The organism is Leisingera aquimarina DSM 24565, from assembly GCF_000473165.1.
Taxonomy (GTDB): Bacteria; Pseudomonadota; Alphaproteobacteria; order Rhodobacterales; family Rhodobacteraceae; genus Leisingera; species Leisingera aquimarina.
Genome location: NZ_KI421504.1, coordinates 3,695,793 through 3,722,539, shown reverse-complemented (window position 1 = coordinate 3,722,539; position 26,747 = coordinate 3,695,793). Strand labels below are relative to the sequence as shown.

Genomic DNA, 26,747 nt, shown 5'->3' with positions numbered 1-26,747 from the left:
GGTCCTTAAAAGTCGAAATCTGTCGATATGCCACGACGCAGTTGGAAACGGTGGCTTGTGTAATCTTCGAAGTGGCTCGTTTTGCCGATACGTTCGCGAAGCTTGAGGAAGACGTCCTGGTTGTTGAACCGATCAGCATCGCGAGAAAGCAGGAACTTGATGGGCAGCTCCCGTTCGCGTGCATTTTGCGAGGTGTAGTCAAAGGTCAGCGGGTGCTCATCTGAGATGAGCGTGCCGTCCGAAGCGTAAATCCCAGCAAGAACATTACGCTGTTGCTGCTTCTCTGAAACTGGCTGAGTTTGATAGAGAGTGACGGCCGTTTGGCCGGAAGAGATCAAGCTTTTTCCAGTGACGATGATCTGCACTTCAACTTTTTCAACATCGGCTTCGCGTCGTTTGCCGACACGGAGTACGGGAACAATGACCTCTTGAAGCGTGGCCCCGCCATGTACGAACCGGCTTCCCGCTCCCTTGACGCGCATACGATTGATCGAATTGGGCAACAGAACGTCCAAGTTGCCTGATAGACCCAGATTTGCGGATGAGAACTTCTTCATTCCAGATGTCGCATCAAGGTCTCGCCCGATGATAAATCGACGATTTTTAACAAGGATTTCCGCACCAGCAGGCACCGCTACCGAAAAATCTGTCTCATCCAACGCGCGGTGCTGATAGATGAAGCCGTGATCGGCCGTCACAAGAATGTTGGAAAAGTTGGCGGTTGTGAGCTTGCGGACCAGTTTGGTCAGATCTTCGACAGCGACTTCTGCAGCCTCTGTCACGCGTTCCTCGGTGGCAAGCTTGTCGCCAACGATGTCGATCCTGTTGTGGTATAGGTAGAGAATGTCATGATCGCGGAAAATCTCTTTGCCGTCGTCCGCTTTCAGGCTCATGAAATCATCGGCCTTCATGGCTTTGACACGGTCTCCGGCGCGCCCCATGCCCAGAACCTTTTCGCGGTTAGCGGTTCCCTGAGTAGGCAAGCCAAACGAAGACACGTTGCCGTCCTCCGACAGCTCCAGATCCTTGTTCGGTAAGAGCGCAGCCATGCCGAGTTGCGTGTAGCTGGGCAAAGCAGAAATCATCGGCTTTAGATCGGCGTCGAACCGGTTCAGTTTACGGATCTCGCGCAGGGCTTCTTCTGCAACCTCATAGCGCAACGCGTCAGAGATGATTACCACCACCTTCTGATCGCGGCGGCGGAATTCGGCGGCCTGGTCCATATAGAAATCGGTCTGATGCGCAAATCCCGATATCTTCCAATCGCTCAGTCCAGCGATCTGATCTTGCCAGGCGTCATTGACGGCAGACAGGAAGTTGGTCGTGTAGCGGTTCTCGACGCTTTCGAACAACGCGCTAAGCAGAGAGGACTGACCGCTCTTTTGCATATGATAGATGAATTTGCGGTAGAGTTGGTCGATCTTGTACCAATGCGAAACATAGCGCTTCACCCCCTCAGCGGGGGAGGTCATGCTCAGGTTCGCCTCAGCCAACGCTTGCTGGAATTCTGTGGCATAGCCGATGGCTTGATAAATATCCTCATAGGTCGGGTACCAATGGCTTTGCCGCCTCTCTCGCACGGTCTTCAGCACCTCGGCCGACGATACCGTCTGGCTCGCCATCTCACGCACCAGAGAGCGAATGATCTGCCGGTCGATCTCTTCAAAATGGTCGATGGCACGCAAGGCCTTGATGTCGCGCTCTTGCACGTCTTCTGGGATCCGCAGGATTTCCTGGTACTTCCCGCTCAGCGTTTCAAACGCCTTCGCCCCCAACCGGTTGTTCTTCCAGCGGCGGAAGACAAGTAACGCCTCTCCGTTCAGTTTGCCATCTTCGCCCAGGGCGCGGGCATAGCAGGACTGGAACAGGGTGATCGCGAAGTCCTCGAAATCTGGCGCATCGCTGACATAGCCATAGGCATTCTCAACCTGCTTCCAGAAGAACTCTGTCAGGCCGGAACGCTCCATCAGGCGCATCGCATCGTCGCGCTCGTCCGCGAGCTCGGCCAGCAGATCCTCAATCACCGTGTCCAAGGCTCCCTCGGCCCCGACGCAGACGGCCAACATGCGGCGTAGCACATCGGTCTTCGTGTCGGATGGCGTAATCATCTGCTTCAGCGCCTCGATGCGGCCCTTGGCGCGGTAGAATTCCATGTGGTCGCGCACCACGTCTTCGAACTGCAGCGGCAAGCCCAGTTCGGCCAGCCAGATCGCCGCTTGATCGGCCTTAAAGACGCCGCAGGCGAAATAGAGATCCAGCAGCCAATTGTCGGCCATCTCGGGCGCGGGGCCGTCGTGGAAGACCAGAAACTTCTGTTTCGGCTCTTGCCTCAGCATGCGGTACTTCAGGCCGAACTCGTTGTTCGCGATCTCGACCTTTTCCACATCCGGAAGATCCACGGCGTCATATGCGCTCCGCATGTCGCGCGCGGCGTCGTACCAGAAGACGATCCGGTGATCGATGAACAGCCGCTCTAGGCCCGTCTTGATCCGGTCAGTCATGACAGCCCCGCGATCTTCTTCAGCGCGGTGCCGAACTTCGGATAATTCGCCTTCACCCCGTCATCCAGATCGATCTCGATCTTCTGCTGCGCCAGCGGGAAGATCACGTCGCGCTCCCATTCGTTCAGCTCGTCGATCTGCTTGGCCACCGCCGCCACATCTTTCAGCGCCTTGGTCTTCTGGCCTTGCGTTGCGGTTGGGTCATCGGACAGCTTTTCCAGCCGGGCGCGCTCGCCCTCCAGCTTGGTGATGAACTCGCGCAGGTAGTCGTTCAGCAGGACCGACACCGTGTCGGGCCGGTAGCGGTGCATGTAGATCAGGGCGTTGAACGTGCCCTTGGGGCTGGAGAACATCCAGTAGATCGGGCGCTTCTTGTAGCGCTTCACGTGGTCGGCGTAGAAATCGCGGGTGAAATACTTGCGGATGTCCTTGCCAAGGGTGTCCTCGATATAGCGCAGGTTCTCGCGGAAATGCGCCTCGCCGAAGGTCACGCGCAGGAACAGGCGGAAGCGGTCTGTGATGTCGTCGGGGAACCAGTCGGCGTCGAGCACGGGGATGACATTGTCTTCGTCCGGCATGAAGCTTGGCTCAGGGATACGGGCGAGGTAGTCGGCCAGCGTCTCGCCCTGATTGGCGAGGATCAGGCCGGGCGCATCAAGGCTGTAGCGGCCGAACATGCAGGCCACGGCGTAGGAGAGGAACTCGGCCATGGTGTCAGCGCGCAGGCGAGCCTCGTTGGCCTCGGCGTCGTTCTTGATACCATAGCGGTAGGCGGGGTTGCAGGTGAGGGTGATCTCGTTGAGCGGCACCTCGGGGGTCAGCTCGTCTTGAAGGCCATAGGCGTCGATGAAGATGCGGTTGTTCTCTTCCTCCAGCTGCTGCATCTCGTCCGTCATGGACCGCCAATGGGCGCGCAGCGTGGCAAAGCTGTCCGCCAGCGTCTCGCCGCGATGCTCGGGCGAGAGCAGCGGGAGCGTGGTGAAATCCCAGGAGGTTTCGTAGGCGTCCCAGTCGGATTTGTGATTTTCAATCAGAGATCTGACGGCTGAATTTGCAGTGGCAGATTCAGCCAATTCCGTTTTGAAAGGCGCTTTGGCAATATCGCCAGAGTTGAAGTTCATGGTAGGGTTGAGTGTCTTTATTATTCGCTGAAATACGCTTGAATTCAGGAACGAAGCGACCGGCGCGACGAGGTTTTCTTTCGGGAATGCTGATGGACCGCCCACATCAAACAAATGCCCTTGCGGGGATACTCTTGCTGCAAAGGATGCCGAAGTTACCATTCCCCACGTGACAGATGGCCGAAAGTAGTAGGAGATATTTTTGATAGTTCTTGTGGGAGAGCCGTATAGCTCGGCGGCGTATCCCATAACGTCAGCCCCGTTGTTTTCCCAGTTCACTAAATATTCGTGGTTTCCATACCACTTCCGAAACTGACCGCCTTTGTTTGTCGGGAACCATTTCGCTAGTGATCGAGCCGCGTCTTCGTGGTCAGTCGCGTGAAGGTTTGTTTTGTCTCCGCTCACCTCGAACCACAGCTTCAGAAATCGACCAACGTCTGAAGTCGCCATGCCTTGGCGTGGCTCGGCGATTTCTTCGAGACGAGCTTCTTCAGAGAAGCACTTGAGAAATTGATCGGAGAGCCAGTAAGCTACCGGACTACCGGGAATTTTTTCAAAATCCGAAATTGAGGCGCGCGATAGTCGCTCATTACGTGGTGGAAATTCCAGAGGAACACCAAGATTATCAGTTTCGAAGTATCTGACACAGCAGAACTGACCGCGGAAGGACTTGTCCTGTTTCTTCTCCGTTACAAAGGCAACCGTGCCAAAATTGATCCCCATACTTGTTCCACCTTTCCCAAGGTAGGGCATATGGACCAAAGATTGGATCACCGTTTCATCCAAAATACTCTGCCGAAGCTGTTCAAGGGAAGACAGGAACATCCAGCTTTCCATGGTCACCATGGCGCAGAATGCTCGATCAGAGACCAGCGCAAGCCCTCTTTCAATAAAAGCTGCAAAAAGGTCTGATTTGCTCTTTGGGTGATTATCTTTCAGCCACCCAACCAGTCGCTCATTAAGGCCTTTAGCCCCAGCATACGGCGGGTTGGCCACCACTACGTGATACTTTGGCGACAGCGCCTCGGCCATGCGCAGCACTGCGATGACGCGCGCCTGCACCTCCTTCAGCAGCAGATCGCCGCCGAAATCCCGCGCCTCGACCACCCGCAGCGTCTCTGCCGGGTCGCGCAGTTTCGGCACGATCAGTGAGCCGAAGTTCTTGGCCTGCTCGAACTGCCCCAGCGTCTCGCGCAGCTCATCGGTGAACAGATCCTTACCCACCACGGCGGCGACGTCCTGCATCTCGGCCTCAGTAAAGGCCACGTTTTGCAACACGCAGATGTCGGGCTTCGCCTCCATCCGCAAAAACCGCCGCCGCCCCAGCCGCGCCGCTGCCTTCATCGCCAGCGCAAAGGCGGCCAGAGCCCCCGCGCGGTCGTCGATCTCCACCCCGGTCAGGTTGTGCTGCAGGATCAGTGCGGGGATCTCGGTCGCGTCATATCCCTCTTCCTCGTAGATGGCGTGGAGCAGGTCGAAGGCATAGGTCAGCATGTGCCCCGAGCCCGCCGCCGGATCGCAGATGCGGATCTCTTCTGGCTTGGTGATTTTCAGGAAGTCCGTCTCGGGCTCTTCGGGCGCGATGTAATAGTCCATCTTGGCCGCCAGCCCGCTGTGCGGATTGTTCAGCAGCCAGAGCCGCCCCAACGAGTTCTCCACCAGATAGCGGACGATCCAATGAGGGGTGAAAAGCTGTGTCGCGGCGGGGATGTTTTCGGCGGTGATCTTCTGGTTCTTCTTGAGACCCGCAAAGACCTGATCCTTTTTCTCAGAGATGTAGAACTGGTAGAGCCAGCCGATGATCTCGACGTCCCTACAGGCGTCCTCGGTCATGACCTTGCGCAACTCGGCAAGGATGGAGGTCTGCGACAGCAGATCCTCGGGCATCAAGAGTTCGGTGTAGTCGTCGATCTGTTCGAACAGGAACGGCATGGGGCCGTGCCATTGGTTGCAGGTATGGACGAGCAGGAGGCGATAGGCCTCGGCCTGTGGGTCATGAGACGGCGTGCGCCCGTCGAGGAGGGACTGGATGGTCGTGGGGGCACCGTCCGGCAGGTTGCCCGCCATCGCTTCTGACAGAAGCTCTGGCCGCGTGGCCCCGTCAGCGGGGGAGACGGTGCGCACCTGCGTGTAGCCGTTGGCATCCATGAAGCGCAGGGCGGTGAAGCGGTTGAACCAGGTGTAGGCGACCTGTTCGATGACCTGCTGTTTGTCGGCTTTGGCGATGGCGTTTTCGAGGTCTTTGATGGCCTTGGGGGCCTCACGCCGCGCGGCGCTGCCCTCGGCCAGCACGACGTCGAGCTTGGAGGTGACCTGATCGATCAACAGGTTGCGGGCGGCCTGGGCAAATTTCTTGAGCGCGTTGGTATCCATTACACAATAACTTTCTTACCCGCGCGGATTTCGGCCAGCAGGGTCTTTTTCATTTCTTCAAGGTATTGGTCGACGTCCGCTTCATCGGTCAGCAGCGTCTTGGGGGCTGTGACCTTCAGCTGCGAGGCGAGGACTGTAGTGGGAGGCTGCGGCGCGGGCGCAGGCCGGTCCGACATGCCGGGCTGCGGCTCGGGCGCAGGTGTCGGTCTCGCGAGACGGTCGAGTTCGGTGACAACGTCCGACAGCAGGTTGGTGCGCGCGCCATTGGCACGGTCGCGCAGCACAGGGATCAGCGTGACCGTATCGAGGCCTGCCTTATGGCTCTCGATGCGCGTGGTGATGCGGGCCTGTTTGTCCGGGTCGAGCGCCTGGAAGTCCGGCATTTGTGCGATCTTAGCGGAGACGTCTTCGACCTCTGCGATGACGGCTTTGCGTTCCTCAAGCACCTTGAGTTCGACCTTGTTTTTCAGATCAAACAGGTCGGATTTGAGGTTCTGGATCGATGACCCCTTAAAGCAGCCCGGGTCCTCCAATGCGGCGCGCAGCTTCGCCCCGGCATCAGGATCGACATAGTCGATGTTGGCAGATTGGCTGGCAAGCATATCGCGGGCATCGTCGTAGATGCCTTTTTGTGCGCCACCCATGAAGGACTTTACCTTGTCCAGGATATCCTCCTTCGCGTTCAGAAGGTCATCCTCGCGCTTGGGCGCGTCGGAAATATACCAGTTCGCTGGTTTGCCCTTCATGCCCCGTAGCAGTTCATGGAACGGCTCGAGCGCGGTCAGGAAAGGGTAGCGGTGCGACTGGCGAACAAGCCCGTCGACCTCGGCTTCCAGTGTATCAATGCTTTTGGCCCACTCTGCGCCCAAACTGCGCGCATCTGTTCCTGATGAGGGATGCGCAAAGAGTTCCTGATAAAGTTCTTTCGCCCGACGAATATCAGCAGCGGAGAATTCCGTCTGAGGGGTTAGCAATATGTTCGTTAGCGCGTGACTGTTGTTCAACGCCTTGGCGAGATCCAGCCCTTCCTTGATGGCGCTGTCGACGCGCGCTTCGATTTTTCCTTTGGCGACCAAGCTGCCTGCAAGGCAAAGGACTGCGGTTACTGGCCAGCCGTAGGGTTTGGATGTGAACCGATCAGCCAGATATTTGACGGAGACCTTCACCCCGTTGCGTGCCTGCGCATTGATGAAGCTGAGGACGTCTTGTTCTGGTTCGGTTAGGCCGGTTCCTTCATCCCCAAATAGATTATTTTCTGCTTGGACGTGTTTGTTGATATCAGCTTCTGTAAAAGATGCGCCGCGCAGCATCGGGAGATTGGTGTAGACTTTGTCGACCAGGGACTGGAACGCCTTGCTGATCCGCTCTTGAGCATCCTCTCCACCGATCTCCAATTCGTCACCCCTGACGAAAAGTCGCGCGCTTCCCATCAGCTTGCGGAGCCGCATTTCAAGGTCTTTTGCACGGCGGCCGTTTTGTTCGCCTTTTTCTGCGACGATACGGTCTCGGCCCGGCTGCGGAGAACCGCTGCGAGACTGGCGGATGAACTTGTCCGTTTGCTTAAACAGGATCAGGTCGCGGACGAAGTTGGCATCTGGTTTCATGGCAACCGCTAGCTCTTCCCGAGACATGGTTTTCATTCGAATGCCATCGGGGCTTTCAACCTCGTCGCTGAGGGGCGAAACGAGATTGATTGCCAGTTCGTACTCGCGACCAACCGCGTGATCATCGAGTTTCCGGGTAAAGGCATATTCGCTATTCGTTGCGAGATGCTTGATCTTGCGATGACGCAGAATGGTATCGAATGCGAGGGTTTCGAGTTCTTTCGAGAGCTCAGAAGGGTCTATGTCGAGGGCTTTGATTTCCGCTTCGACATCCTTTTCCTCATTGGTGAGGAACTCATAGACCTCACCGTTCCGCTGGATGTAGGTTTCCCTTTCCAGACGGCTCAATGCTTCCTCGATCTTGCGGCGTTGGCTCGTCTGGTCCGCCTCAAACTCTGACAGCAGCAGAATTCCGATGTTTCGAACCGATGGTTTGAAGCCTTTGACGTATTTAACGAGAAACAAGGATTTCAAAACCCGAACGGCAAAAGGATCGTCCAGGTTTTTTTCGGCAATCTGAATACTCTGTTGAACCGAAGATTTCAGTGCGGTGCGGATCCCTTCGAACATGAGATCGAAAGTGGCCAGCCCTCCAACTTCTTTGTCTTTCAGCTTCTTCGAGACCTCTTGGAAAACGCCCAACATCGACCGCTCGCCGACCGAGCTGTGTTTGCCTTCAAATGCGTTGTGCTCCGACAAAGACGTGATCGCCATTTGAAAGAGGTCATACTGATAGGGGGGGAAAGGATAACTTGAGATGAAGTGGTCGCGATCCCGGTAGTTTTTGAGCTTCATCGAGCCGTCAGCAAAATCGAACAGGGTCTTGAGGTTGTTTTCTTCGCGGTCATGAAGGTTGCCAAGCGTTACTTGCCCTTCCGACGTCTTGGCGAGGAGGCGGCGCTGGATCACTTCGGCGACATCGGCCGAGTTCAGCGGCATGCGGTTGCTGAAACGGGCCTGGATTTTGGAGAAGTCATTCTCTTGCTGTTGCGTCATGTCGCCGATAACCGACGCCATGTCTTGCTGCGCAGTTACTATGATCCAAGCTTGCCCTTTGCATTTGGTGTTAAGGCTCTCTGCAATAGTTTGCAGGTTGGTCATGAGTTTTACATTGTCCGCAATATACTGGCCGACTTCGTCAACGAAGAAGTTGAGCCGGAAGCCTTTGGGCTGGTCATCGATCCAAGCTTTGACTGTTCCAGCGAAGTCCTCAATCGAGACGCGTGTATCCTTCCGGTATTGGCTCAGGATGTCTTTTGCATCCGAAGGATCACCACCGGTTGCTTCTGCAAACGCTGTCGCAATGTTCTTGGCTTCGAGTAGCGCCTGTTCTCGACCGCGCTCCCAGTCTTTCCCGGCAGCGCTTCGAAAAGCTTCTTTGAATGCCTCGAATTGCCCACGCCCCTGCAAGTCGCGTTCGAATTGCGCGATATGAGGCTGTTTGCCATAAAACCCGCAGGCTTCGTCAAAGACCTTTTGGAAGACAGATAGAAGCGCATCTACATCCGTTTTTGAGATCACATCTGCCTTCTGGTCGATATTGAACAAGATCGATTTCGACGGGATGGAAACGGCCTTGTTGAGTGCGCCTGCCAGCATTGGCTCGCCTTTGAGCTTTTCAGCGAAGATCTCGTGAGCGGTTTTGCCGTCGACTTCACGATTTTCAAGCAGTAGAGCCAGCATCTTCAGCAAGTGCGACTTACCAGAGCCAAAGAAGCCAGATATCCAGACGCCATTTGAAGTGTCATAATTGTTGTAGGCTTCGAGGAACTGTTCCAGCCGTTGGCCGATCTCCCCTGTGATGACGTACTCGTCGAGTTCGACGCGAAGGCTTGCCTCGTCATCGGCCTTAATGACGCCGTCAATGGCGCGATCAACGGGTTTCTCAAAAATGTCTTTTAGCAGCTGGGCCATGGGCTTAGACCTCGTAATTCAGAATGTTGAAGGCGCGGTAATACTTGTCGTCATGAAGCTGACCAAAGAGATCCAATGACGCGCCAGTCGCCAAAGCATGGGTATAGCTTCCTGGGAAGAAGAGAACGGTTGGTGCTTCTTTCGCCGTGCTTTGCAGGTTGTTCAGCACGTTGTGAGATCGGATGTAAGGATAAACTTCACCGACGCCTGACAAGAAAATGACGTCATGTGGGGTCGCTCGGATCGCCTGGCCAATATGCGGGATCAGATGAGCCTGTGGGTCCAAGACGCCCTGTAGAAGTTCCTTGATCTCACCCTTGCTACTGTCGGCCTCAATTTCGAGAACTTGCTCTAAGATTCCGCGCTCTGAAAGTATGTCGAGCGCGAGATCGTAAAGGTTCAGGTCCAACACTCGAGTGCCGGAGTGCTGGATTCGGGTCACAAGATCTTCACGATCCTCAACCATGGTGAGCCCTTCCTCAGCGGGAAAGGGATAGATGAAAAATGGCACTTCATTCCCTAGGCCTTGTTTGGTCAGGAAGCGTTCACTCGTGATCACGCGGTAGAGGTGCTCGGCCCGCTCTTTCCGGTTTAGTTCTCGTTTCAAATTAAGCTCCCTCAACCGGAACGCTGGGGAAAATCGCCAGCTCGCCGGGGTTGTGGTCTTCAATCATGTGTTTCAAACGTGTGGAAATAATCGCGGTTTGAATGCGATCATCTTCTGAAATGATCCCGGCTTCACGCATCATGCGAAACATGATTTGACGAAGTTTCAGGCGGGTCGACCGACTTAATCCGGCCAGTCCTTCATCCCATTCAGCTTTTGCCTCAAAAAGAATGTCAAAGCTTTCGAGCGGTAAATCGAGTTGGTAAGATAGGTATCGCTCTCTCACCACTTCCACCGCAAATTCACGAACGAACCGATATGCGCGGCACGTGGCGATCCACAACATCGCCTGCTGTTCGGAACGGTCAGCCTCTTCCACAAGGTAAGCGCGTTCCTCATCTGTAAGAGTAAGCAGGCGGTTAGAAATTTCGCGCAACGATCGACGGTTCGATGCTGATTTCGGTAGGCTGGTTGTGCCTTCCTCCATGGCTCTGAGAATTGTGTCTTCCCAAGCTTCACCGTCTTCATGCAAGCGCGCGACTTCCAGGCTTTCGTTCAGGAAGAGCCCGCCGGTGCTGAATGACATCTTGTAGTCTTGTCTCGCGAAAGCACTCATCGCCGCCCCCTTTCGAGAGCAGCGCGGACTTCTCCGTCATTGATCAAAACTATGTGCTGATCCTGTGGGGCGCGGATACTAGGATCAACGTCAAGGCCAAGCCGCTTTAGATTGTAGAACAACAGGCACTTTCGCACTGAAAGTTCTGCCGCCCCGTCATTCATTGCATAGTCGAGCTCGACAATCCTGCGTTGGTTTCCAGACAGGCCAGGGTGCGGTGCGATTTTGAGCGTTATTGTTTGGTGCCAGTCTTCATCTGTACCGGCGTCGACATCTGATTGTTCCCCCAATGCGCTTTTCAGTATGCGTCCGAGAACAAAGTCTTTGAAGACCTGGTCTTTTGAGCATAGCGCTCTCGCATGCCAACGAAATCCGTCATGTGCGAGGGCATGAGGAATGATAACGCGATCTTCTGGATCGGGGGACGACATCGACTGATAGCTTATTTGCAGCTCTTTGCCCTGTTCACAGGCTAATAAGACGTTGCGAAGCGTTAGCGCGCTAAGTCCGCGCCCAGGCACAGTGGTTGCCAGAATGTCCGGCTGATAGACAATCCAGTCTGCAGTGGGGACTGAACCGCCCCGTGAGATCGACAGGAGATCATCAAGATACTCTGACGGATCAAGCGCAGTGTAGTGTTCTTCGAACTTCGGGCCCAGAACGTAGGTCTTGGCCGTTTTATCGTAGATGATGTGTTCGGGATGATCATTGATGTAGCTATTGAGGTCTTTCGAAGCTTGAGCCCGACTAAGGCCCATAACGTCCATCAGATCCGCAAGGCCGACACGTCCACGCCAAAAGACCCTGTGCTCAATGAATGCACGGCGATCCTGCTGCCATCGTGAAAGACTATTCGATTCGCTTGTCATAGCTTAAGTCTAGTTCAACCTAGAGGATGGGTCTACATTTAAGAACCATATACTCAGCGGACCGTTTGCGATATCTTGTAATTCTGTCAGCGGGTTGTGGGACTGCTTTGGCTTTGTATCGCGCGCGGCCTGGGAAGTATCGCATGGTTTCAGAAGAACCCGCGCTTAAGCGCGCGGGCAACATCTCCCAGTAGACTGCACCGAGGCTCAACGGGCCTTTGGCCCGCTCACCCCGATCCAGGCATCATTCAATTTGATTGGTCCGCCCAACATCCCTGACCGTGGCGGTCAACCTTAGTCCATCCCCAAAATCAGCCACCAATTTCCCCTGTCTCGCGGGCGAGCCATTCCTCGCGGCTCAAATTGGCGTCTGATTTTGGCGCAGACATTTTCTTCGCAAATGTGGCCGATTGACAGCCCCGTTCAGGGCCGTGGGTCGGGCTTTGCCCTCTCCCACTCTGTTCCGCCGAATACATGCGTATTCGGTCAGATCAGGTGGCCGAGGCGCAGCCCATCGGCGGAAGGGGGCGCGCTGCCTCACCCGCGTCACTTTGATCGAGGAGGCCACAAATGGCACCGAAGTTTGATGTTTATGCCCATGTCACCGAAACCATTATTGCAGAGATCGAGGCAGGCACGCCGCCATGGCGCAAGCCGTGGACCGGAAGCGCGTCGGGCATTGCCCTGCCGAGCCGACATAACGGGGAGGAGTATCGCGGTATAAATATCCTGATGCTCTGGGTCATGGCAGCAAAGCATGGCTATGTGTCCAGCCGCTGGATGACCTACAAACAGGCGCAGGAACTTGGCGGTCAGGTCCGCAAAGGCGAGACGTCGTCGACTGTGGTCAAATACGGGACGTTCACCCGAGAGAACGAGTTGGGCATCGAGGAGGAGCTTCCCTACGCGCGCGCCTACCGCGTCTTCAACGCGGATCAGATCGAAGGTTTGCCGGAGGATTATTACATCCGGCCCGAGGCTCCGCGCGATCTTGGCACGGCGGAGGACCCGGAGCTTGAGGCGTTTTTCAGCCGGACAGGGGCGGAGATCCTCACCAGCGACGACCCGCGCGCCTATTACAGCCCCGCCAAGGATCACATCCACATGCCGCCAATTGCCACGTTTCACAATGCGGTAGGCTACTATGGGACTTTGGCTCATGAGGTGATCCATTGGACTGGCAGCGAAAAGCGGCTTGAGCGGATCAAGAAATTTGCGAACCGCGAAGCCTATGCCTTTGAAGAGCTGGTGGCGGAAATCGGTGCTTGTTTCCTTGGTGCTCAGATTGGCGTCGCGCCGGAATTCGACCAAAGCGCCGCCTACGTTGAAGGCTGGTTGAAAGCGCTCAAAGAAGACAAACGGGCGATTTTTCGCGCGGCGTCCGAGGCTCAGAAGGCAGCCGATTTTGTCCTAGCAGCCGCAGGTCAGTCGAAAGCGGCCGCAGCATGAGCGGCCCAGCAATCCTGCCCCCGATGACGTGCCGCAAATGCGGCGCGTCAAACCCAGTGATCTTTCTCGCGCCGGTCATCGTGAAAGGCAGTTGCTCCTGTATTTGCTTGGATTGCGCCGAGGCCCGTTCCTGGCTGGATCCGGACGGCAACTTGAAAGCCGGTGTTGAGCTTTAAACGTCTGCGCTCCGCCTCATGTGGCAGGGCGCAGGCCTTGGGGGATGAGACGAGAAATTGTGGCCCGTGCTGCTACGCACGGGCCGCTCTGAGAAGTGGGCTGTGCGGAGGATCGACTGGCTTTCAGCCCGCTCACCTCCTTCAGGCTTCTTTCAATTTGATTGGTCCGCCCAACATCCCTGTCGCCTCCCGTCAATGGGCAAGCGCCGCGCGGGCGCGTCGTCAAAGCCTGCAACCCGTGTCCTCGCGCGGGGCGCGCTGCGGGCCGCACCAGTTGCTGGCTTCGACCCTTTGACTGGCCGCTCCAGGGCCGTGGGTCGGGCTGTGCCCCCACCCACTCTGTTCCGCCGAATACATGCGTATTCGGTCAGATCAGATTGGCCGGTGTGCAGCCCATCGGCGGAAGGGGAGCCAAGCCCCAACCGCAGCACCCAAGAGGAGTCCACAAATGGCTCACAAGTATCAGCCCCCGAAATTCTGGACTTGCGACTGTGATCGCACGACCGGCGGTCACATCATCGACGGGCTCTATAGCACCTGCGTCTATTGCGGGAAGCACCGGCACGAGCTGAAGGAGATCGTTGTTCCGTCAGGTTTGGGCGGCGTGTTCTGTGTCGAGATCCTCTGCGTCGAGGATGATTGCGCCAAGGTGAAGGTGGTCAAGAGCTCGAATGGCTTTGACGCGCTGCCGCCCTACACTGTGCCGTTCAAAGACATCGCCCCGCGTTGGAAACACAAGGCGGGAGAAATCCGATGACCCCTGACTATCACAGCGATGATTTTTCGACCGCGCGTCTGGAAGATACCGTCAGCTTGCGAAGCGCAGCCCGCGAGGCGCGCGCCACGCTTTACGCGGTGTTGAACCGGCTGGAGCTGAACGATCTGGAAGGCGAAGAGCAGCCCTATATCGACGATTGTCTTGGGGCTCTCGCAATCCTTGAGGAGGCGTTGCGATGACTTTGGACGAGATCAAAGCAGCAGTGGACGCGGGTAACCGCGTTCACTGGGTCAACAGCGGGTATGTGGTGACGCGTGATGACCTCGGGCAATACCTCATCACATTCACGCGGAACGGGTCGGCTATCGGCTTGACCAGTTGGGATGGCGCTCGCCTGAACGGCAGGCCTGACGAATTTTTCATCGAGGAAAGTGCAGAGGTTCGCCATGAAGTATTCTGACATCAGGCAGGCGGCCCGAGATGGCCGCGCCAGCGTTCATCTGCATGGGTTCTGTAATCTGCCCGATGGCGGGCAGGAGTATTGTGATGATCCAGCACTGATCGATGGCTGGGCGATCTATGTCCGGGTCGAGACCCCGGACGACCCGCAACAGCCTTTTGATCTGCACGAGCTGCCCGACCATCAAACCTATGCCAGCGCCGAAGGCGCGGCCCGCGCAATAGCGCTGCAATTGCTTGGCGATGCTGAGGCATGGAACCACGATTAGTGGTGCCATGCCTTGCGCATGAGGCCGGGCTTTGCCCGGCGGTCGCAGCCTAGGGCTGCTCCAAACGGAATACAGGCAGTTGATGCAATATTATAATATTGAATCAATTATGGCGAAATGCCATAACAGGGCTGCCTGTATGATGCTGGCAAGAAATAGGGGTGATTACTTCACATGGGCGGACCGCGCGCACCACGGCACAAGCGCCTGACGCAAAACCAGCGTTTTGCCATCGTGCGCAAGCGTGCAGAAGGGGTGCCGATCGAGGATCTGGCCCGCGAATTCGGCGTCACGACCCGAAGCATCTTCTACACGTTGAAGGCCGATCAAAGCCGCAAACTCGACGCGCGCGTGCGCTCCGAACTGGTAAATGTCCGGCTGACGCCAAAGGAGCTCGCGAGCTTCGATGCGATGCTGACGCGGCATGAAATTGCCAGCCGCGCCGAGGGGTTGCGGCGGCTGATCTATGCGTCGAACGATCTATTTGTTCCCGACGATGAACTGGCCAACCAGATGCAGGGGTTATCGGCCTCTCTCAATCGCACCGGCAACAATATCAACCAGATCGCGCAGCGCCTGAACGAGGCAAAGCGCCAAGGCAAGACGCCACCTTATGGCAATTCCGCCCATGCTCAGGTCCGCGCTTTGGCCGGGCTGATCTTCGACATCGCCGACCAGGTTCAGGACATGGCGCAGCGTCGACGCAGCGCGCTGTCTGGCGAAGTTGCCCGCGTACTAGGAGGCTTTGTCGATGGCCCGGAATAGCGCCGTTGCCGCCGCGCAGGAGGCCTTCTTTGATCGTGACTGGAGCCGCATTCGCGGCAGCGTCCCGCGCGCCCGTGCCAAACAGATGGCCCGGGCGGCGATGGGGCATTCCCCCGCGATCTTCAAAGCCATTCGAGACGGCGGAACACACAACAAGACTCAGCTGCGCAACCAGCTGGAGTACCTGACCACCAAGTCGAGCTTTATCATCGACAGCCGTGGCACCTATGACGGCCAAAGCGTCTTGTCCGCGAAAGAGATCGAGCAGGTCACACGCCGGTTTTCCGCGCAGTGGAATGAGGGATTCCATCCCAAGCTCGGACATACCTCGCACCTCTTGATGGCCTTCCCGATTGGCACGCGCGGCGAGCATGTTGCCGAGATCACGCGCGAGATCTGCGAGCGGTTCTTTCAGGGCGAAGGCAGCCACTTTGACTACATCGCAGCCGTGCATGAGGATCGGGATCACCCGCACGCGCACATCGTTCTGAACCGTCGCAGCAAGGACGGGGAGTTCTTCTTTCTGAAGGAAGGGCACCACTTCAACTACGACAGTTTTCGCGAAGCGATGGTGGAGGTATCGGACCGCTATGGGCTGCGCCTTGAGGCGACCCGAAAGCTCGAACGTGGGATCACGACGAAGAGGCCAAGCGATGCAGACCAGCGTCGCACGGAAGCCACGGGCCAGAAGCTGACCGAACGTGAGCGCGTGGGGCCGGAGCTTGACCGTGCCTTGGCTGAGGTGGCGCATAACGCGCGGCTTTATCGCGGCCTGGCCGCCGAGGCCTCTCGCGAGAACCAGCATGACATTGCAGCAGCCTTGGACAAGGCCGCGCGGCTCTTGGCGCATGGCAAACCGATTGAAGCAGATGGAAAGGTATATGGGATGGCCGAAGAACAGCATTCTTTTGATGAGGTCGTGGATGCATTCCATGAAAAGATCAACCAAGCTGAACGTATTGTGGCGGACGCCCCGGTGGAGCGGCGTGCCGCGCTAGAGCATGAGCTGAACGACATCTATCGCTCCTTGTCCCATCTGAGCCCAATGGGAACGCAGTCCCACACCTTGCTCGAAGATGCGTCCAAAAGTGGGATCTATTCCGCTGCGAATATACGGGCCGAGGCCCAAGGCGCTTTGCAGGATCCAGCTCTGGCAGACCGTCTGCAGCAGGCTTTGAAAGGCACCGGCATTGACGCGCAGGATGTGACGCGTCGCGTCGAAATCGGCGCAGGTAATGCCGCGCTAGAGCGGCAATGGCTTGGCCAGGACTTGAAGGCGATTGCCGAGAAGGAGGGTTTTGACCTGTCTCGCACCGATGAGCTCGAGAAAGCAATCGACCGTCTCGATCAGTTGCACAGTGATCTGGGCCGTTTGTTGGCCGATGGCGATGTTCTCAAAGACAGTGGGGCGGTGGAGGCCGACCGGCAGGAAGCCATCATCGATCGGCTGCCGCCGACCACGGCTGAAATCCTGAGCCGTTTGAGAGATGATCCGACCGCAGAGCCATTCCGCAGCGATCTGGAGCGCGAGACCTTGAGGGCCGAACTGGAGGATCTGGTCGGTGAAGAAAATACCCCTGACTTGGCGATTGGCGATGAGACCGCGCTGGACGCACATATCGAAGACCGCCTGGATCGGCTCTATGCGGCCAAAGCCTATCTGCAGAGCGATGCCGCTCTGGCGAGCAGCGTGGCGATGGAGCACGTCCTCGACGAGATCGCCAATGAAGAAATTGATGTTCAACGCGAGCGGCATGTCGATGCCGACGGCGAAAAGGGCGTGACGCATGGGTAAGGCTCGGATCGCACTCGGCGTCATGAGCTTTGCTCTTCTGGGCGCAGTGCTCGGGTATGTTTTGGCGTCGGCCTTTCTGACGTTCCGCTGGTTCGGGGTTGGGGCGGATATCGACTTCCTGATGCTGGCGCGCGGTTACGGGGATCTTCGAACGACACATCCGAGCGATATGCAGATTGTTCACCTGATCGTGGGGATCAGCACCGGTGTCGGTGTTTTGCTCAGCGCCGTCTTGATGAACGATGCGCTGACCAAATTTGGGGAAACCCACTGGCAGCACATGTCCGAGATGAAACGGAACGGCTTTTTTGGCAAACCAGGCCACGGCTTTGTCCTCGGTAAAATGGGCAAGCCCAAGGGTCGCAAACCCTACGTGATGTCTAAGGTGTTCCCTCATGCTTTGATCGTAGCCCCGACCGGCCGCGGTAAAACAACGGGTTTCGTCATTCCGAACCTCCTGACCTACCAGGGCAGTGCCGTGGTTCTGGACGTGAAGGGAGAAAATTTCGAGGCGACGGCGCGCCATAGGGCTGCGCAGGGCGACAAGGTGTTCCGGTTTGCGCCCACTGATTGGAAGGACGGCCGCTCGCACCGCTACAATCCCTTGCTGCGAATATCGGCGCTGGAAAACGTTGACCGCCAGCAGATGGAGCTGCAACTCTTGGCCTCCCTGTTTCTGCAAGCAGATAACGACCGCGTCCAAGGGCTCCTCGACGGCGGTATCGATCTATTCGTGGCGGCAGGGCTTTTAGCGTTCGAGCGCAAGAGACCGACCCTGGGCGAGATTTACCGCATCACCGCATCTGGCGGGGACAAGCAGAAGGAATATCGCCGCCGCGCGGATGAAGTGGTCAATCCAGCCGCCAAGCTGATTTTCATGCGCATGGCCTCGACCAACAACGACACGCTGACGTCTTACCTGTCGCTTCTCATGACCTCGGGCCTCAAGCAATGGTCGAACCCCGCCATCGATCGGGCGACCGCAACGTCAGACTTCGATTTTCGCGACATCCGAAAGACGCCGTTTTCGGTCTATCTCGTGGTTGAGCCGCTCATGGTGAAGCCCCTCGCGCCGCTGATCCGCTTGTTCTTCTCGGATTTGCTGGCATCGCTGCAGGACCATGAACCCGGCAAGGAAGAACCCTGGCCGGTGATGATTATGCTCGATGAGTTCAATCGCCTGGGCAAAATGCCGATCGTGCTCGACAGCATCGAAACCCTGCGGTCCTACCGGGCCAACCTTGCGATCGTCACACAGACGATCCCGGCTTTGGACGAGATCTACGGCGAAAATGCCCGTCGCGCCTTGCAGGGCAACGCGGGTATCAAGCTCTATCTGACTCCCTCGGATGAGAAGACCATCGAAGAGCTGAGCAAGGCCGTCGGCAAAACCACCAAGCGCGTTGTGACCCGCTCGCGCTCAGTCGGCCGCAACCCATTTGCCGGGCGTAGCATGTCTGAGCGGACCGAAGAAACCGCGTTGCTGCCCGAGGATGAAGCGCGGCGCATGGATCTTGATGACATCGTTCTGGTGGTCGACGCGCAAATGCCTGTGCGAGCCAAGCGGATCAAATACTATGAGGATTGGTTTTTTCAGCAGATCTTCGACAAGCAGGCAGGCGATCTGCCATATCCATCGGCTGGGGACCAGGTGCGCGGCCTGCAAGGGCAGATCAAGGCGTTGGAGGCGAAGATCGGGGCGTTGGAAGTGCCAAGAGTGAATACCGACAATGCCTTTGAAGGTGGTGGAAAACGGCGCGATGAGATTGAAGAATTGGCGTCCGGTAGTCAAAATACACAGTCAGGCGATCAAGCCAGTTTGGGTGATTATCATGCCGGGACTGAAAGGGTGGAAAGATTTATGGAAGAGGCTGTTCGAGGATGACAGATGGGAAGCGGTCATTTGCTGCGCATGCGAAGCCATCACCTTCTATGCAAAAAAGCAGATGCATCGACCCACTGCAACGTGGGTCAGGTTTCAGCCCGCCATATCCTCTCGAAGAGGGCAATTCTTCATGGTCCCACAGCATTGGGTCTTTTTCTCTCTCAGATCAGCAACTATCGCTGCCTCAATCGCCCGTCTTCGATGTTCTCGCAGCACGATTTCTTCAATGATCTGCCGATTTGGGCAATTTGCACGAAGTACCGGCTTGTGCGGCTTCCGACAGCCCGTTTCACAGCTATCCGTTTCGCAAGAGTTTTTCCGCAGAGATTTATGCTTCCAAGTGCAACCGCGAGGGCAAGGCGATCTTGCATTCACGACACGATCTAACTTCTTCGTCGCTCGCGGGAGTTTCTGAGCAAGCCACCCTCGACTACGAAACATCCCCCCCAGAAGTTCGTCTGTCCAGCCCAAAGGCTTGGCGAGCTCTTCCATGGCGAGCTGTTCGATAGCGGCTTCACCGTGGCTTAGACCCGCAGCGAGCGGCCATTCCCCGTGTTTTGCGGCGTACTCTTGGTTATGAAGAAAGGTCTCCAAGCTGGACCACCATCGATTGGCCGCATCGATATCGCCAAGCCGGTCTTCCGACCCATATTCGAGGCAGAAGGTGCCACCTGGATTGATGTGACGCTCCATACAGAATTCAGGAAATCGGCGATGTTTTGGCTGCTCCCTGACGGTGACCCCGCCCTTATCTGTGAGCGCGAGGTCGAGGCAGTAGTGAACCGGATCAACACTGCCAGCCAGCGAAGGCGCGACAACTAACGTTGCGTGGTCGCTACTCTTATTCTGGATTTCAACCCATATTGGGCAGTTCTCGAAGAGGAGCCTTAGCGAGTTCATTCTGATTTGAAATGCGCTCGTGGCGCTGCTTGAGGTTCGGCAATGTGCGCCCGTGCATAGGTCGGGCTGGCGACGGTCGCTGGCACGGCAGAAAGGCAAACCGCGATTTCACCGTAGTCGAGTTCGCGGGCATACCCATTATCATCCATCAGATCGAACAGCGCAGTCGGGGCAACCTTAAGGGCATCAGGACCCAACTTTAGCCCCTCGTCGTCATTGCATTCGCGTTGCATCCTCTCGGAAACTGTTGTCGCTACGCTTGATGCAACCCGCACCGACCGTTCACCCCGAATACCAATCCTGGAAATCGGCGTGAAACCGAGCTCTAGCCCGATGGCAAGGCCGAGATCATCAAGATTTCCAAGGAGAGTCTTGCAGAGCCTAAACGAAGCATGGAGACCGCCAGCACACTGCGTTCCCAGACTCACACTGGCGCGGTTATCGGTTTCGGTTTTCGTGCCTTCAGCGATCACACCTTGAATGCAATCGCCAATGAACCTGACCTTCCGCCCTCCGAAATCCTGTTCAACGACATTCTGAAACTCTTGGCGAATGACATGGAGCGCGCGGACAGCATCCCGAATTCCGCCGTTCTGGACGGCGCTATCGATGTAGTCCGTGTATCCCGACAAGTCAGCAAAAAGGGAAACTACAGGCATCCGAATAGACCTGCTCGGTTTCAAATCGGCGTAGTCAATCTTACTAAGCGGCGGCTGCTGGTAGAAAAACTTGAACACGGGTGTCGTGAAATCGGGAAATTCACCGCGACGAATTTCGTCGCGCCATCCACCGACTACTTTTTCGGTGAAGGCCTGCCGGTCTTGAACGCCAAACACGAGTTCGCCCTCAAGATCACGACGCGCTGCATTCATGGAGAGCTGCGTCTCTTGCAGGCCAAACATACCACCAAGATCACCAAGTTCCGGCAAACCAAGCAGGTGACGAACACGGTCGGAAACGTAGATCCCAGGCTCAGAGCCGTCTGCGAGTTTTGCGGCATGGTTGGCCGCGCTACCAAGGAACATCGGCTCTTGTTCCAAACCAGTTCCGTTGTTGATCGCCACGCAGGTACCGACATCGACACCAATCCGAAAGCGTGCATCGAACTCATTGTTGGCAAGCTCTCGGTTGGCCGCATCGGCAACACGCTGGAAGTCTTCAATAAAGGCGAATGCCTGCGCCACAGTCTCTTGCGAGACTCCCCCACTTCCGCGCTCCAGAACAACGGCGTGAACACGACCACCATGGAAGTCGACACGTTGGGCCGCAGACGTCTCGAAAACGCGATCAGCTGCGCTGTAATACAAATGCAGCAGTCGCATCGCTCGATCATGGGAAGCCTCGGTTTCCCGCTTATCCTCAAGGCGGTAGTCATCGTAGTTGGTGATGCCGATATAGATTTGCACCGTATCCACGACGACCGCCTTGCCCCTCGCAAGGTCGAAGAGCGGCGGCGACGACGGCTTCCGCTCTGAGGACAACGCGATTTGCCGCTCCTCGTAAATCGGCCAATAATCTTCGAAGCGCTGTACGTCAAATGTGGGCGCATCCCCCATGAGTTTGTTGATGCGCTCGCGCGCGGTCTTTTCGCTCCAAGGCATCTTGGGGTCCTTCCTTTGTAAGACTCAAAGAATCGGCGTAGGTCAAGAATTTATATTACTATCCTATATTTTGGGACTATCCGTTAAAATGTCAAGATGCTAGAATTTGATAAGGGAGGAGAACGTCAATGAAGCAGGGGAAAATGAAGCCCGCACTTAGGCACCGATACGAATTCATTGAATTCCAACTCTTGTGGGAGGGGGTGATTGGCCGCCAGCTCTTGAAAGACAAATTTGGGATTTCTCTTCAGCAGGCGACACTGGACCTTACGTCCTATCTCGACCTTGCCCCCAAGAACATGGAGTACGATCCGCGCCAGCGCACCTATGTAGCGAGGACTTCGTTCAGTCCTGCCTTTATCAAGGGGGACGCGTCCGAGTACCTTGTCCACCTTGAGATGCTGCGTCAGGGCTACAGGGAAGTCTCCGAGATTTGGCCGTCGACCATACCCGCATTTGACGCTGTAACCGTCTGCAACAGAAAGACAGATGCCAAGGTGCTTCGAAATGTGCTTCACGCCATTCGGGAGGAAAGAAGCGCTGAAGTCAGCTACGTGTCTCTAAGCTCAGATTCGGAGAAGCCCAGAGAGTTGTTTCCGCGAGCGATTGCGAATGATGGACACCGCTGGCACATGCGCGCTTATGATGCGAGTAAAGAGCGCTTCTCTGATTTTGTGCTGTCACGCATCGAGAAGATTTCCGTCAAGAACAGCAACAGCAGAGACGTGCCTAGAGATGAGGCATGGGAAACCTATGCCACACTCCAACTCCGCCCATCGCCAAAGCTGAACGAGCGCCAGAAACGGCAGGTCGAAATCGAATATGACATGATTGATGGCAAGATGACAGTCGAAGTGCGTAAGGCCATGCTGTTCTACTACCTTCGCTTCTATGGGTTTGATCCCTACGAAATGGAGGATGGAAAAATCCGAAACAAGAGCAGCTTTGCCTTGAGCATAGTGAACCTGGATGAGGTTGAAGAGTGTATTGGACGGCGAAAATAGCACGGGCCCTCGGGCGAGAACCTGAAGCACAGCTCCCAAGCAGATTTGGAGGTGATGCTGGTCAGGAGCAGGCGCGGTCTGTTCTCTTAAACAATCCTGCGGTAGGAGGTGACGAAGACGTTGCTAATCGGCTTCTAGCGACGGGGAACGTTACCTTTTTTCGGAGGGGAAATCTTCTCATCAAGGAGGGCGATCTCGACAACGATGTGTACTTCCTCTTGGCGGGCGAGGTGGACATTGTGTTTGGTACGCGCCTCGGATCAATTCGAAGTTCACCCAATCAAATTGGAGAAATGGCCGCGATTGACCCTGGTCAAAAGCGTTCCGCCAACGTGATCGCGAGATCGGACGAGGTTGCAGCCCTTCGCGTGTCTGGAGCTGAATTCAATAAGATCCGAAATTCAAGCAATGATTTTCAGAGCAGATTGCAGCGGGAAATGTCGGACAGACATCGCCAACGCATAAACGCTGCAAAAGTCGCAAAGCAAAACAACTCCCTTTCTTGGTTCTTCATTTCAATCGGAGCGGGGATTGCGAGTGGGGCAGCCGCTTGGTTCGTGTGGCCCAATGATTGGACCGTGACTGCACAAAGCGTTGCCGCGTGTGGCGCTGGCCTCCTGATTTTCGTTTTCACGCTTCTGCATAATCCTGCATTTTTTTGGCGAAGATGCGTCGGTTTGTCGCTTTCGGCAATGCTGGGTTTGATGATGATCGACCGCTTTCTGACCTTCAAGATAGAACAAGGTTTTGGCAGTCTCAGTGTTGGATTTGGGGGCTCGGGAGGGCCTGTTGACTGGAAAATCGTGTTTGGCCTTTTGGTGGCGATGGCAATCTGCGCCTACAAAGATCGTTCAGGGGGATGAGAGCAACGTCCAAGACTCGACATCGAGCCATCTCAATAGCCCTCGGCTTGCCAATTTATCGTTCTCATGGCTTCATCCTGCGCCGCAAGGACTCGGGCCTGGACACCCAAATTGGCTGCCTGATTTCGGCGGGTTTTTCTGGATCTATGGGATTGCGTATTCATCGAAAGAGGTTTGATCGGAGACATAAATGGCAACCAACGAAGCGTTCTTGAAGGATCGCATCGACACACTGTTTGGAACGAATTTCCAACAGAGAGATGGCCGGATCGTGCCGTCCTCGTCCGACGTCACTCTGAAAGACGGCGCCGTGAAAGTCGATGCTGTGTTCTTGTACTCAGATCTGGCCGGTTCAGCGTTGCTTTCCCAAGCGTGCCCGTGGACAACAACGGCGAAGGTTATTCGTTCGTTTTTGGATTGCGCAACCCGCCTCATCATTAAGCACGGCGGTGCCGTGAGAAGCTTTGATGGCGATCGCGTTATGGGCGTATTTATGGGGGACCGAAAGAATTCCAATGCGTCGATTTGTGGCAGAGAGATTCATTGGGCTGTTCGAAAAATCATTCAGCCCGCCGCAGAGAGCAAGTTCAAATCGATCAAAGATAACGGAATAGAGATACGCAACTGTTCCGGGCTGGACATAGGCGAAGTCCGCGCCGTTCGATCAGGTATCAGGGACAACAATGATCTTATCTGGGTCGGGAAGGCGGCAAGTTTTTCTGCCAAACTCTCCGACGTAAGAGAAACCGGCTACCACACCTTTATTTCCAAAAGGGTCTACAATGCCTTGGCCGATGACGCGAAGTTTAATGACGGGGAGAATATGTGGACTTCCTCTAGTATTAAGTTCGCTGGCAAAACGGAAATCGTATACAAATCCAACCATTGGAAGAAGCCGTAGTAGGGTTTGGGAGTTGACCCGAAGCTTTGTGAAAATCATGAAAGATTCCTGAAAGCTCGAGGCTCCGAACTTAGGGCGACCAAGCCATGCTGCACGATGCCATGGATGACCGGTTCGGGGAAGTTGTATGGCAGCGACGGGCTGCCCCATGAGCGGCAGCAAAGGGCCGATTTCACACCAGCCTCTTGGCCCGGTCAGCAACCTTCTGAACCATAGAAACAGAAGCGCCACCTGCCTGCCGTATTCCAGCCCCTGCGGTCTCTGCATTTGACCTCGTCCCAAACCTTGCTCGCGCCCGTGACCCCTTGGTGCCGATCAAACCTTTGGCAAATCCGCCTGGGCCTGGAATGTTCGGCGGTCCGGCCATCATGAAGTTGCCCGAGATTGAGCGGACGATCAGTGGGGTTGCGATAATCATTCCGCCTGCGAGAAACATCATCATAAAGAAAGGCACCAGCGCGCCGATGTTGCTTGCGCCGGAAGGATCTCCAAGTTCGGTCATCAGCGAGCGTGACATACCGACCACGGTGGAAAACACGCCTGCGATCACAAGAGGGTACAGCGCGTAGGACACCGTGCTGGAAAGCCAGCGATGGAAATAGTCCTTGCTGACATCGAACAACGAAAGCGCGATCATGATTGGGGCGATGCCGATCATGAAGGCCAGCATGATCTTCGCGAAAATCAGGACCAGGCCGCAGAGCGCGCCGATGACGCCGAGGAGGAACGCACCAATCGCGCCGATCAGGGCTCCGGCCATCCAATGCATGTTGTCACCGGCCGCGTTCAGGTAGTCACCAAATTCTTCGATGAGGTCGTCAAAGGCCCCGGCAAAGTAGGATGCACCTGCACCGCCGCCGCCAAGCCCTGCCACCATGCCGCCCGCGAGCTGGTCGAGCCCGTTGATAAGGGCGCTGGCTACTGCGTTGAATTGGATCCAGTTCATCGCGAAGAGGGAGATCAGCATCAGTTTGAGGGCGAACCAGAAGGCGGTCCGCCCATCCATGGATTTGTATTGAAACACCATGTTGAGGAAGACGCCGATCACCGCGAGCGTTGATGCCACGGCAATGACGCCGCCAAGCTGACCCGCGACGTTGCCAAAGGTGGTTTGAGCCGCGTCTTCCAGAAAGCTGTCGGTTGTTTCTACCATCCAGGTGACGACGCCCATCGGATCTTCCTCGGTCTGCTTTAGGCGCTCGCGCTGGTGCGACGTTTCATGAAGGCCTTCAGAATATGTTCGCCGTCGAAATCCGGCACCACCGACACCAGCTCCCAGCCATCCTGACCAAGGGCCGTCAGCTGCGCTTCGATCTTCGGTGGCTTGGTTTTGGCGGTGTTGATCTGTTCAATCTTGTATTCAAACATGGGCTGTTTCCTTTGAATGGGCCGGATCAACCGGTAGGTAGAATTCGGTGATGCCGCGTGCGCCTTCATGGCGACCGGCCTGGATGATCACATCGATCGAGCGAGTGATGTAGTCGTTCATGTCATGGTAGGTCATGGGCATGTCGGTTTTCAGGGCGGCGATGGCGAGACGCTGAACCGCCAGCTGAGGGGTTTCAGCGTGCAGCGTGGTGAGTGAGCCACCATGGCCGGTGTTTATAGCCTCAAGGAAGGTCATGGCCTCTTTGCCGCGTACTTCGCCCAGGACGATACGGTCCGGCCGCATTCGCAGGGTGGAGGTCAGCAGGACATCAGCGCTGCGTGTGGCTTCGTCGCGATCAGACATCAGCGTGACGACATTGGGCTGCGTCGGACGCAGTTCAGCGGCCTCTTCGATCGTGACGATACGCTCGTCGGCGGGCACGAAGGAGAGGATTTTACGTGCCGTGACGGTCTTGCCGGTCGAGGTGCCACCAGAGACGATCATGTTGAGCTTGTGCGTGACGCAGAACTTGATCGCCGCATCGATGTCGCCGGTGGCCACGACATCGCGCAGCTCGGCGTTGCGCTTGCGCCGCGCACCTTCATTGTTGCGTTCTTTGCCGAAGAGATAAGACAGTTTGATCTGGTCCAATGGTAGGTCCGCAAAGAACCGCAAAGAAATCGCATAGCCGCCATCGACAGCGGGGGGCTGAATGACTTGCGCGCGGATTGGGCGGTCACGGTAGGTGATGCTGACCGACACGATGGGCTTGGTCCGGCTGAGCGTGGTGTTTGCGGCCGAAGCAATCTGATTGCCCAGGTCTTTGATTTCGTTGGGCGAGAGCGGTCGATTGACGGACCGCATAAAGTGATCCCCCTGAAACTCCGCCCACAGCGTGCCGTCGGGGTTGATGCAAAGCTCGATCAGCTTTGGATCACGCGCTTCGGGGATCTTGTCCATCGAGCTTTGCAGATAGCTGGCCGCCATG

General features: G+C 56.2%; 22 protein-coding genes and 1 pseudogene. 11 read left to right on the top strand and 12 right to left on the bottom strand.

The genetic code is table 11. The features are described from left to right. Nucleotides 1-5 precede the first annotated feature (5 nt). From pglZ to AQUI_RS0122625, 6 genes are read right to left on the bottom strand one after another with little or no spacing between them, the layout of a single operon-like run. A complete protein-coding gene (gene pglZ, locus AQUI_RS0122650; RefSeq protein ID WP_027259563.1) occupies nt 6-2,501 on the bottom strand; it encodes a BREX-1 system phosphatase PglZ type A in 2,496 nt (831 codons plus the stop codon). After that, the gene (gene pglX, locus AQUI_RS0122645; protein WP_027259562.1) at nt 2,498-5,995 is read right to left on the bottom strand and encodes a BREX-1 system adenine-specific DNA-methyltransferase PglX; all 3,498 of its coding nucleotides are present in this window, start codon (nt 5,993-5,995) and stop codon (nt 2,498-2,500) included. Before pglX ends, pglZ begins: the two co-directional genes overlap by 4 nt. Next, a complete protein-coding gene (brxC, locus tag AQUI_RS0122640; RefSeq protein WP_027259561.1) occupies nt 5,995-9,513 on the bottom strand; it encodes a BREX system P-loop protein BrxC in 3,519 nt (1,172 codons plus the stop codon). The genes pglX and brxC overlap by 1 nt, the downstream gene beginning before the upstream one ends. A 4-nt stretch (nt 9,514-9,517) precedes the next feature. Beyond that, entirely contained in the window at nt 9,518-10,120 is a 603-nt protein-coding gene (locus AQUI_RS0122635) for a DUF1788 domain-containing protein (protein ID WP_027259560.1), read from the bottom strand. A 1-nt stretch (nt 10,121) separates the two neighbouring features. Continuing rightward, nucleotides 10,122-10,736, bottom strand: coding sequence for a DUF1819 family protein (locus AQUI_RS0122630; RefSeq protein ID WP_027259559.1), 615 nt, complete (start codon nt 10,734-10,736; stop codon nt 10,122-10,124). Further along, nucleotides 10,733-11,605, bottom strand: a complete 873-nt coding sequence (locus tag AQUI_RS0122625; protein ID WP_027259558.1) for a BrxR family transcriptional regulator — start codon at nt 11,603-11,605, stop codon at nt 10,733-10,735. The genes AQUI_RS0122630 and AQUI_RS0122625 overlap by 4 nt, the downstream gene beginning before the upstream one ends. Nucleotides 11,606-12,175: 570 nt before the next feature. Between AQUI_RS0122625 and AQUI_RS0122620 the strand changes: the two genes are divergently transcribed. From AQUI_RS0122620 to AQUI_RS0122580, 8 genes are all read left to right on the top strand, one after another. Then, the gene (locus tag AQUI_RS0122620) at nt 12,176-13,054 is read left to right on the top strand and encodes an ArdC family protein (protein ID WP_027259557.1); all 879 of its coding nucleotides are present in this window, start codon (nt 12,176-12,178) and stop codon (nt 13,052-13,054) included. Between the two features lie 624 nt (nt 13,055-13,678). Next, entirely contained in the window at nt 13,679-13,987 is a 309-nt protein-coding gene (locus AQUI_RS0122610; protein WP_027259556.1) for a hypothetical protein, read from the top strand. Next, the gene (locus AQUI_RS0122605; protein ID WP_027259555.1) at nt 13,984-14,187 is read left to right on the top strand and encodes a hypothetical protein; all 204 of its coding nucleotides are present in this window, start codon (nt 13,984-13,986) and stop codon (nt 14,185-14,187) included. Before AQUI_RS0122610 ends, AQUI_RS0122605 begins: the two co-directional genes overlap by 4 nt. Continuing rightward, nucleotides 14,184-14,408 carry a hypothetical protein gene (locus tag AQUI_RS28635; RefSeq protein ID WP_035920167.1) on the top strand — a complete coding sequence of 75 codons (225 nt, stop codon included), beginning with the start codon at nt 14,184-14,186 and terminating at the stop codon, nt 14,406-14,408. Before AQUI_RS0122605 ends, AQUI_RS28635 begins: the two co-directional genes overlap by 4 nt. Continuing rightward, nucleotides 14,395-14,676, top strand: coding sequence for a hypothetical protein (locus AQUI_RS0122595; protein ID WP_027259554.1), 282 nt, complete (start codon nt 14,395-14,397; stop codon nt 14,674-14,676). The genes AQUI_RS28635 and AQUI_RS0122595 overlap by 14 nt, the downstream gene beginning before the upstream one ends. A 174-nt stretch (nt 14,677-14,850) precedes the next feature. After that, a complete protein-coding gene (locus AQUI_RS0122590) occupies nt 14,851-15,441 on the top strand; it encodes a hypothetical protein (RefSeq protein WP_027259553.1) in 591 nt (196 codons plus the stop codon). Next, entirely contained in the window at nt 15,428-17,236 is a 1,809-nt protein-coding gene (locus tag AQUI_RS0122585; RefSeq protein ID WP_027259552.1) for a relaxase/mobilization nuclease domain-containing protein, read from the top strand. Before AQUI_RS0122590 ends, AQUI_RS0122585 begins: the two co-directional genes overlap by 14 nt. Next, complete coding sequence (locus AQUI_RS0122580; RefSeq protein ID WP_027259551.1) at nt 17,229-19,121, top strand: type IV secretory system conjugative DNA transfer family protein; 1,893 nt, start codon at nt 17,229-17,231, stop codon at nt 19,119-19,121. Before AQUI_RS0122585 ends, AQUI_RS0122580 begins: the two co-directional genes overlap by 8 nt. Before the next feature lie 93 nt (nt 19,122-19,214). On the opposite strand, the gene AQUI_RS32570 is transcribed toward AQUI_RS0122580, so the two are convergent. The 3 genes and pseudogenes from AQUI_RS32570 to AQUI_RS0122570 form a co-directional block, all read right to left on the bottom strand. Further along, on the bottom strand, nt 19,215-19,715 hold the full coding sequence (locus AQUI_RS32570; protein ID WP_425411841.1) for an E2 domain-associated cysteine-rich protein: 501 nt from the start codon (nt 19,713-19,715) through the stop codon (nt 19,215-19,217). Nucleotides 19,716-19,721: 6 nt separating this feature from the next. Continuing rightward, a pseudogene (locus AQUI_RS32565) lies at nt 19,722-19,838 on the bottom strand (E2 domain-containing protein); the annotation flags it as partial. Between the two features lie 179 nt (nt 19,839-20,017). Then, a complete protein-coding gene (locus AQUI_RS0122570) occupies nt 20,018-21,622 on the bottom strand; it encodes a hypothetical protein (RefSeq protein ID WP_027259549.1) in 1,605 nt (534 codons plus the stop codon). 128 nt (nt 21,623-21,750) lie between these two features. Between AQUI_RS0122570 and AQUI_RS0122565 the strand changes: the two genes are divergently transcribed. From AQUI_RS0122565 to AQUI_RS0122555, 3 genes are all read left to right on the top strand, one after another. Continuing rightward, on the top strand, nt 21,751-22,626 hold the full coding sequence (locus AQUI_RS0122565; protein ID WP_051371963.1) for a BrxR family helix-turn-helix transcriptional regulator: 876 nt from the start codon (nt 21,751-21,753) through the stop codon (nt 22,624-22,626). Next, on the top strand, nt 22,605-23,489 hold the full coding sequence (locus AQUI_RS0122560) for a cyclic nucleotide-binding domain-containing protein (protein ID WP_027259547.1): 885 nt from the start codon (nt 22,605-22,607) through the stop codon (nt 23,487-23,489). Before AQUI_RS0122565 ends, AQUI_RS0122560 begins: the two co-directional genes overlap by 22 nt. A 190-nt stretch (nt 23,490-23,679) precedes the next feature. After that, nucleotides 23,680-24,390: an adenylate/guanylate cyclase domain-containing protein gene (locus AQUI_RS0122555; RefSeq protein ID WP_027259546.1), complete on the top strand. Its 711-nt coding sequence runs from the start codon at nt 23,680-23,682 to the stop codon at nt 24,388-24,390. Nucleotides 24,391-24,562: 172 nt separating this feature from the next. Here the strand turns inward: AQUI_RS0122555 and AQUI_RS0122550 are convergent, their stop codons facing one another. Genes AQUI_RS0122550 through AQUI_RS0122540 form a run of 3 tightly spaced genes read right to left on the bottom strand, consistent with a single transcriptional unit; the run spans nt 24,563 to nt 26,746 of the window. Next, entirely contained in the window at nt 24,563-25,561 is a 999-nt protein-coding gene (locus AQUI_RS0122550) for a TrbL/VirB6 family protein (RefSeq protein WP_027259545.1), read from the bottom strand. A gap of 20 nt (nt 25,562-25,581) precedes the next feature. Continuing rightward, on the bottom strand, nt 25,582-25,758 hold the full coding sequence (locus tag AQUI_RS30250) for a DUF4177 domain-containing protein (protein WP_169730823.1): 177 nt from the start codon (nt 25,756-25,758) through the stop codon (nt 25,582-25,584). Next, nucleotides 25,751-26,746, bottom strand: coding sequence for an ATPase, T2SS/T4P/T4SS family (locus AQUI_RS0122540; RefSeq protein ID WP_027259544.1), 996 nt, complete (start codon nt 26,744-26,746; stop codon nt 25,751-25,753). Before AQUI_RS0122540 ends, AQUI_RS30250 begins: the two co-directional genes overlap by 8 nt. Nucleotide 26,747 lies beyond the last annotated feature (1 nt).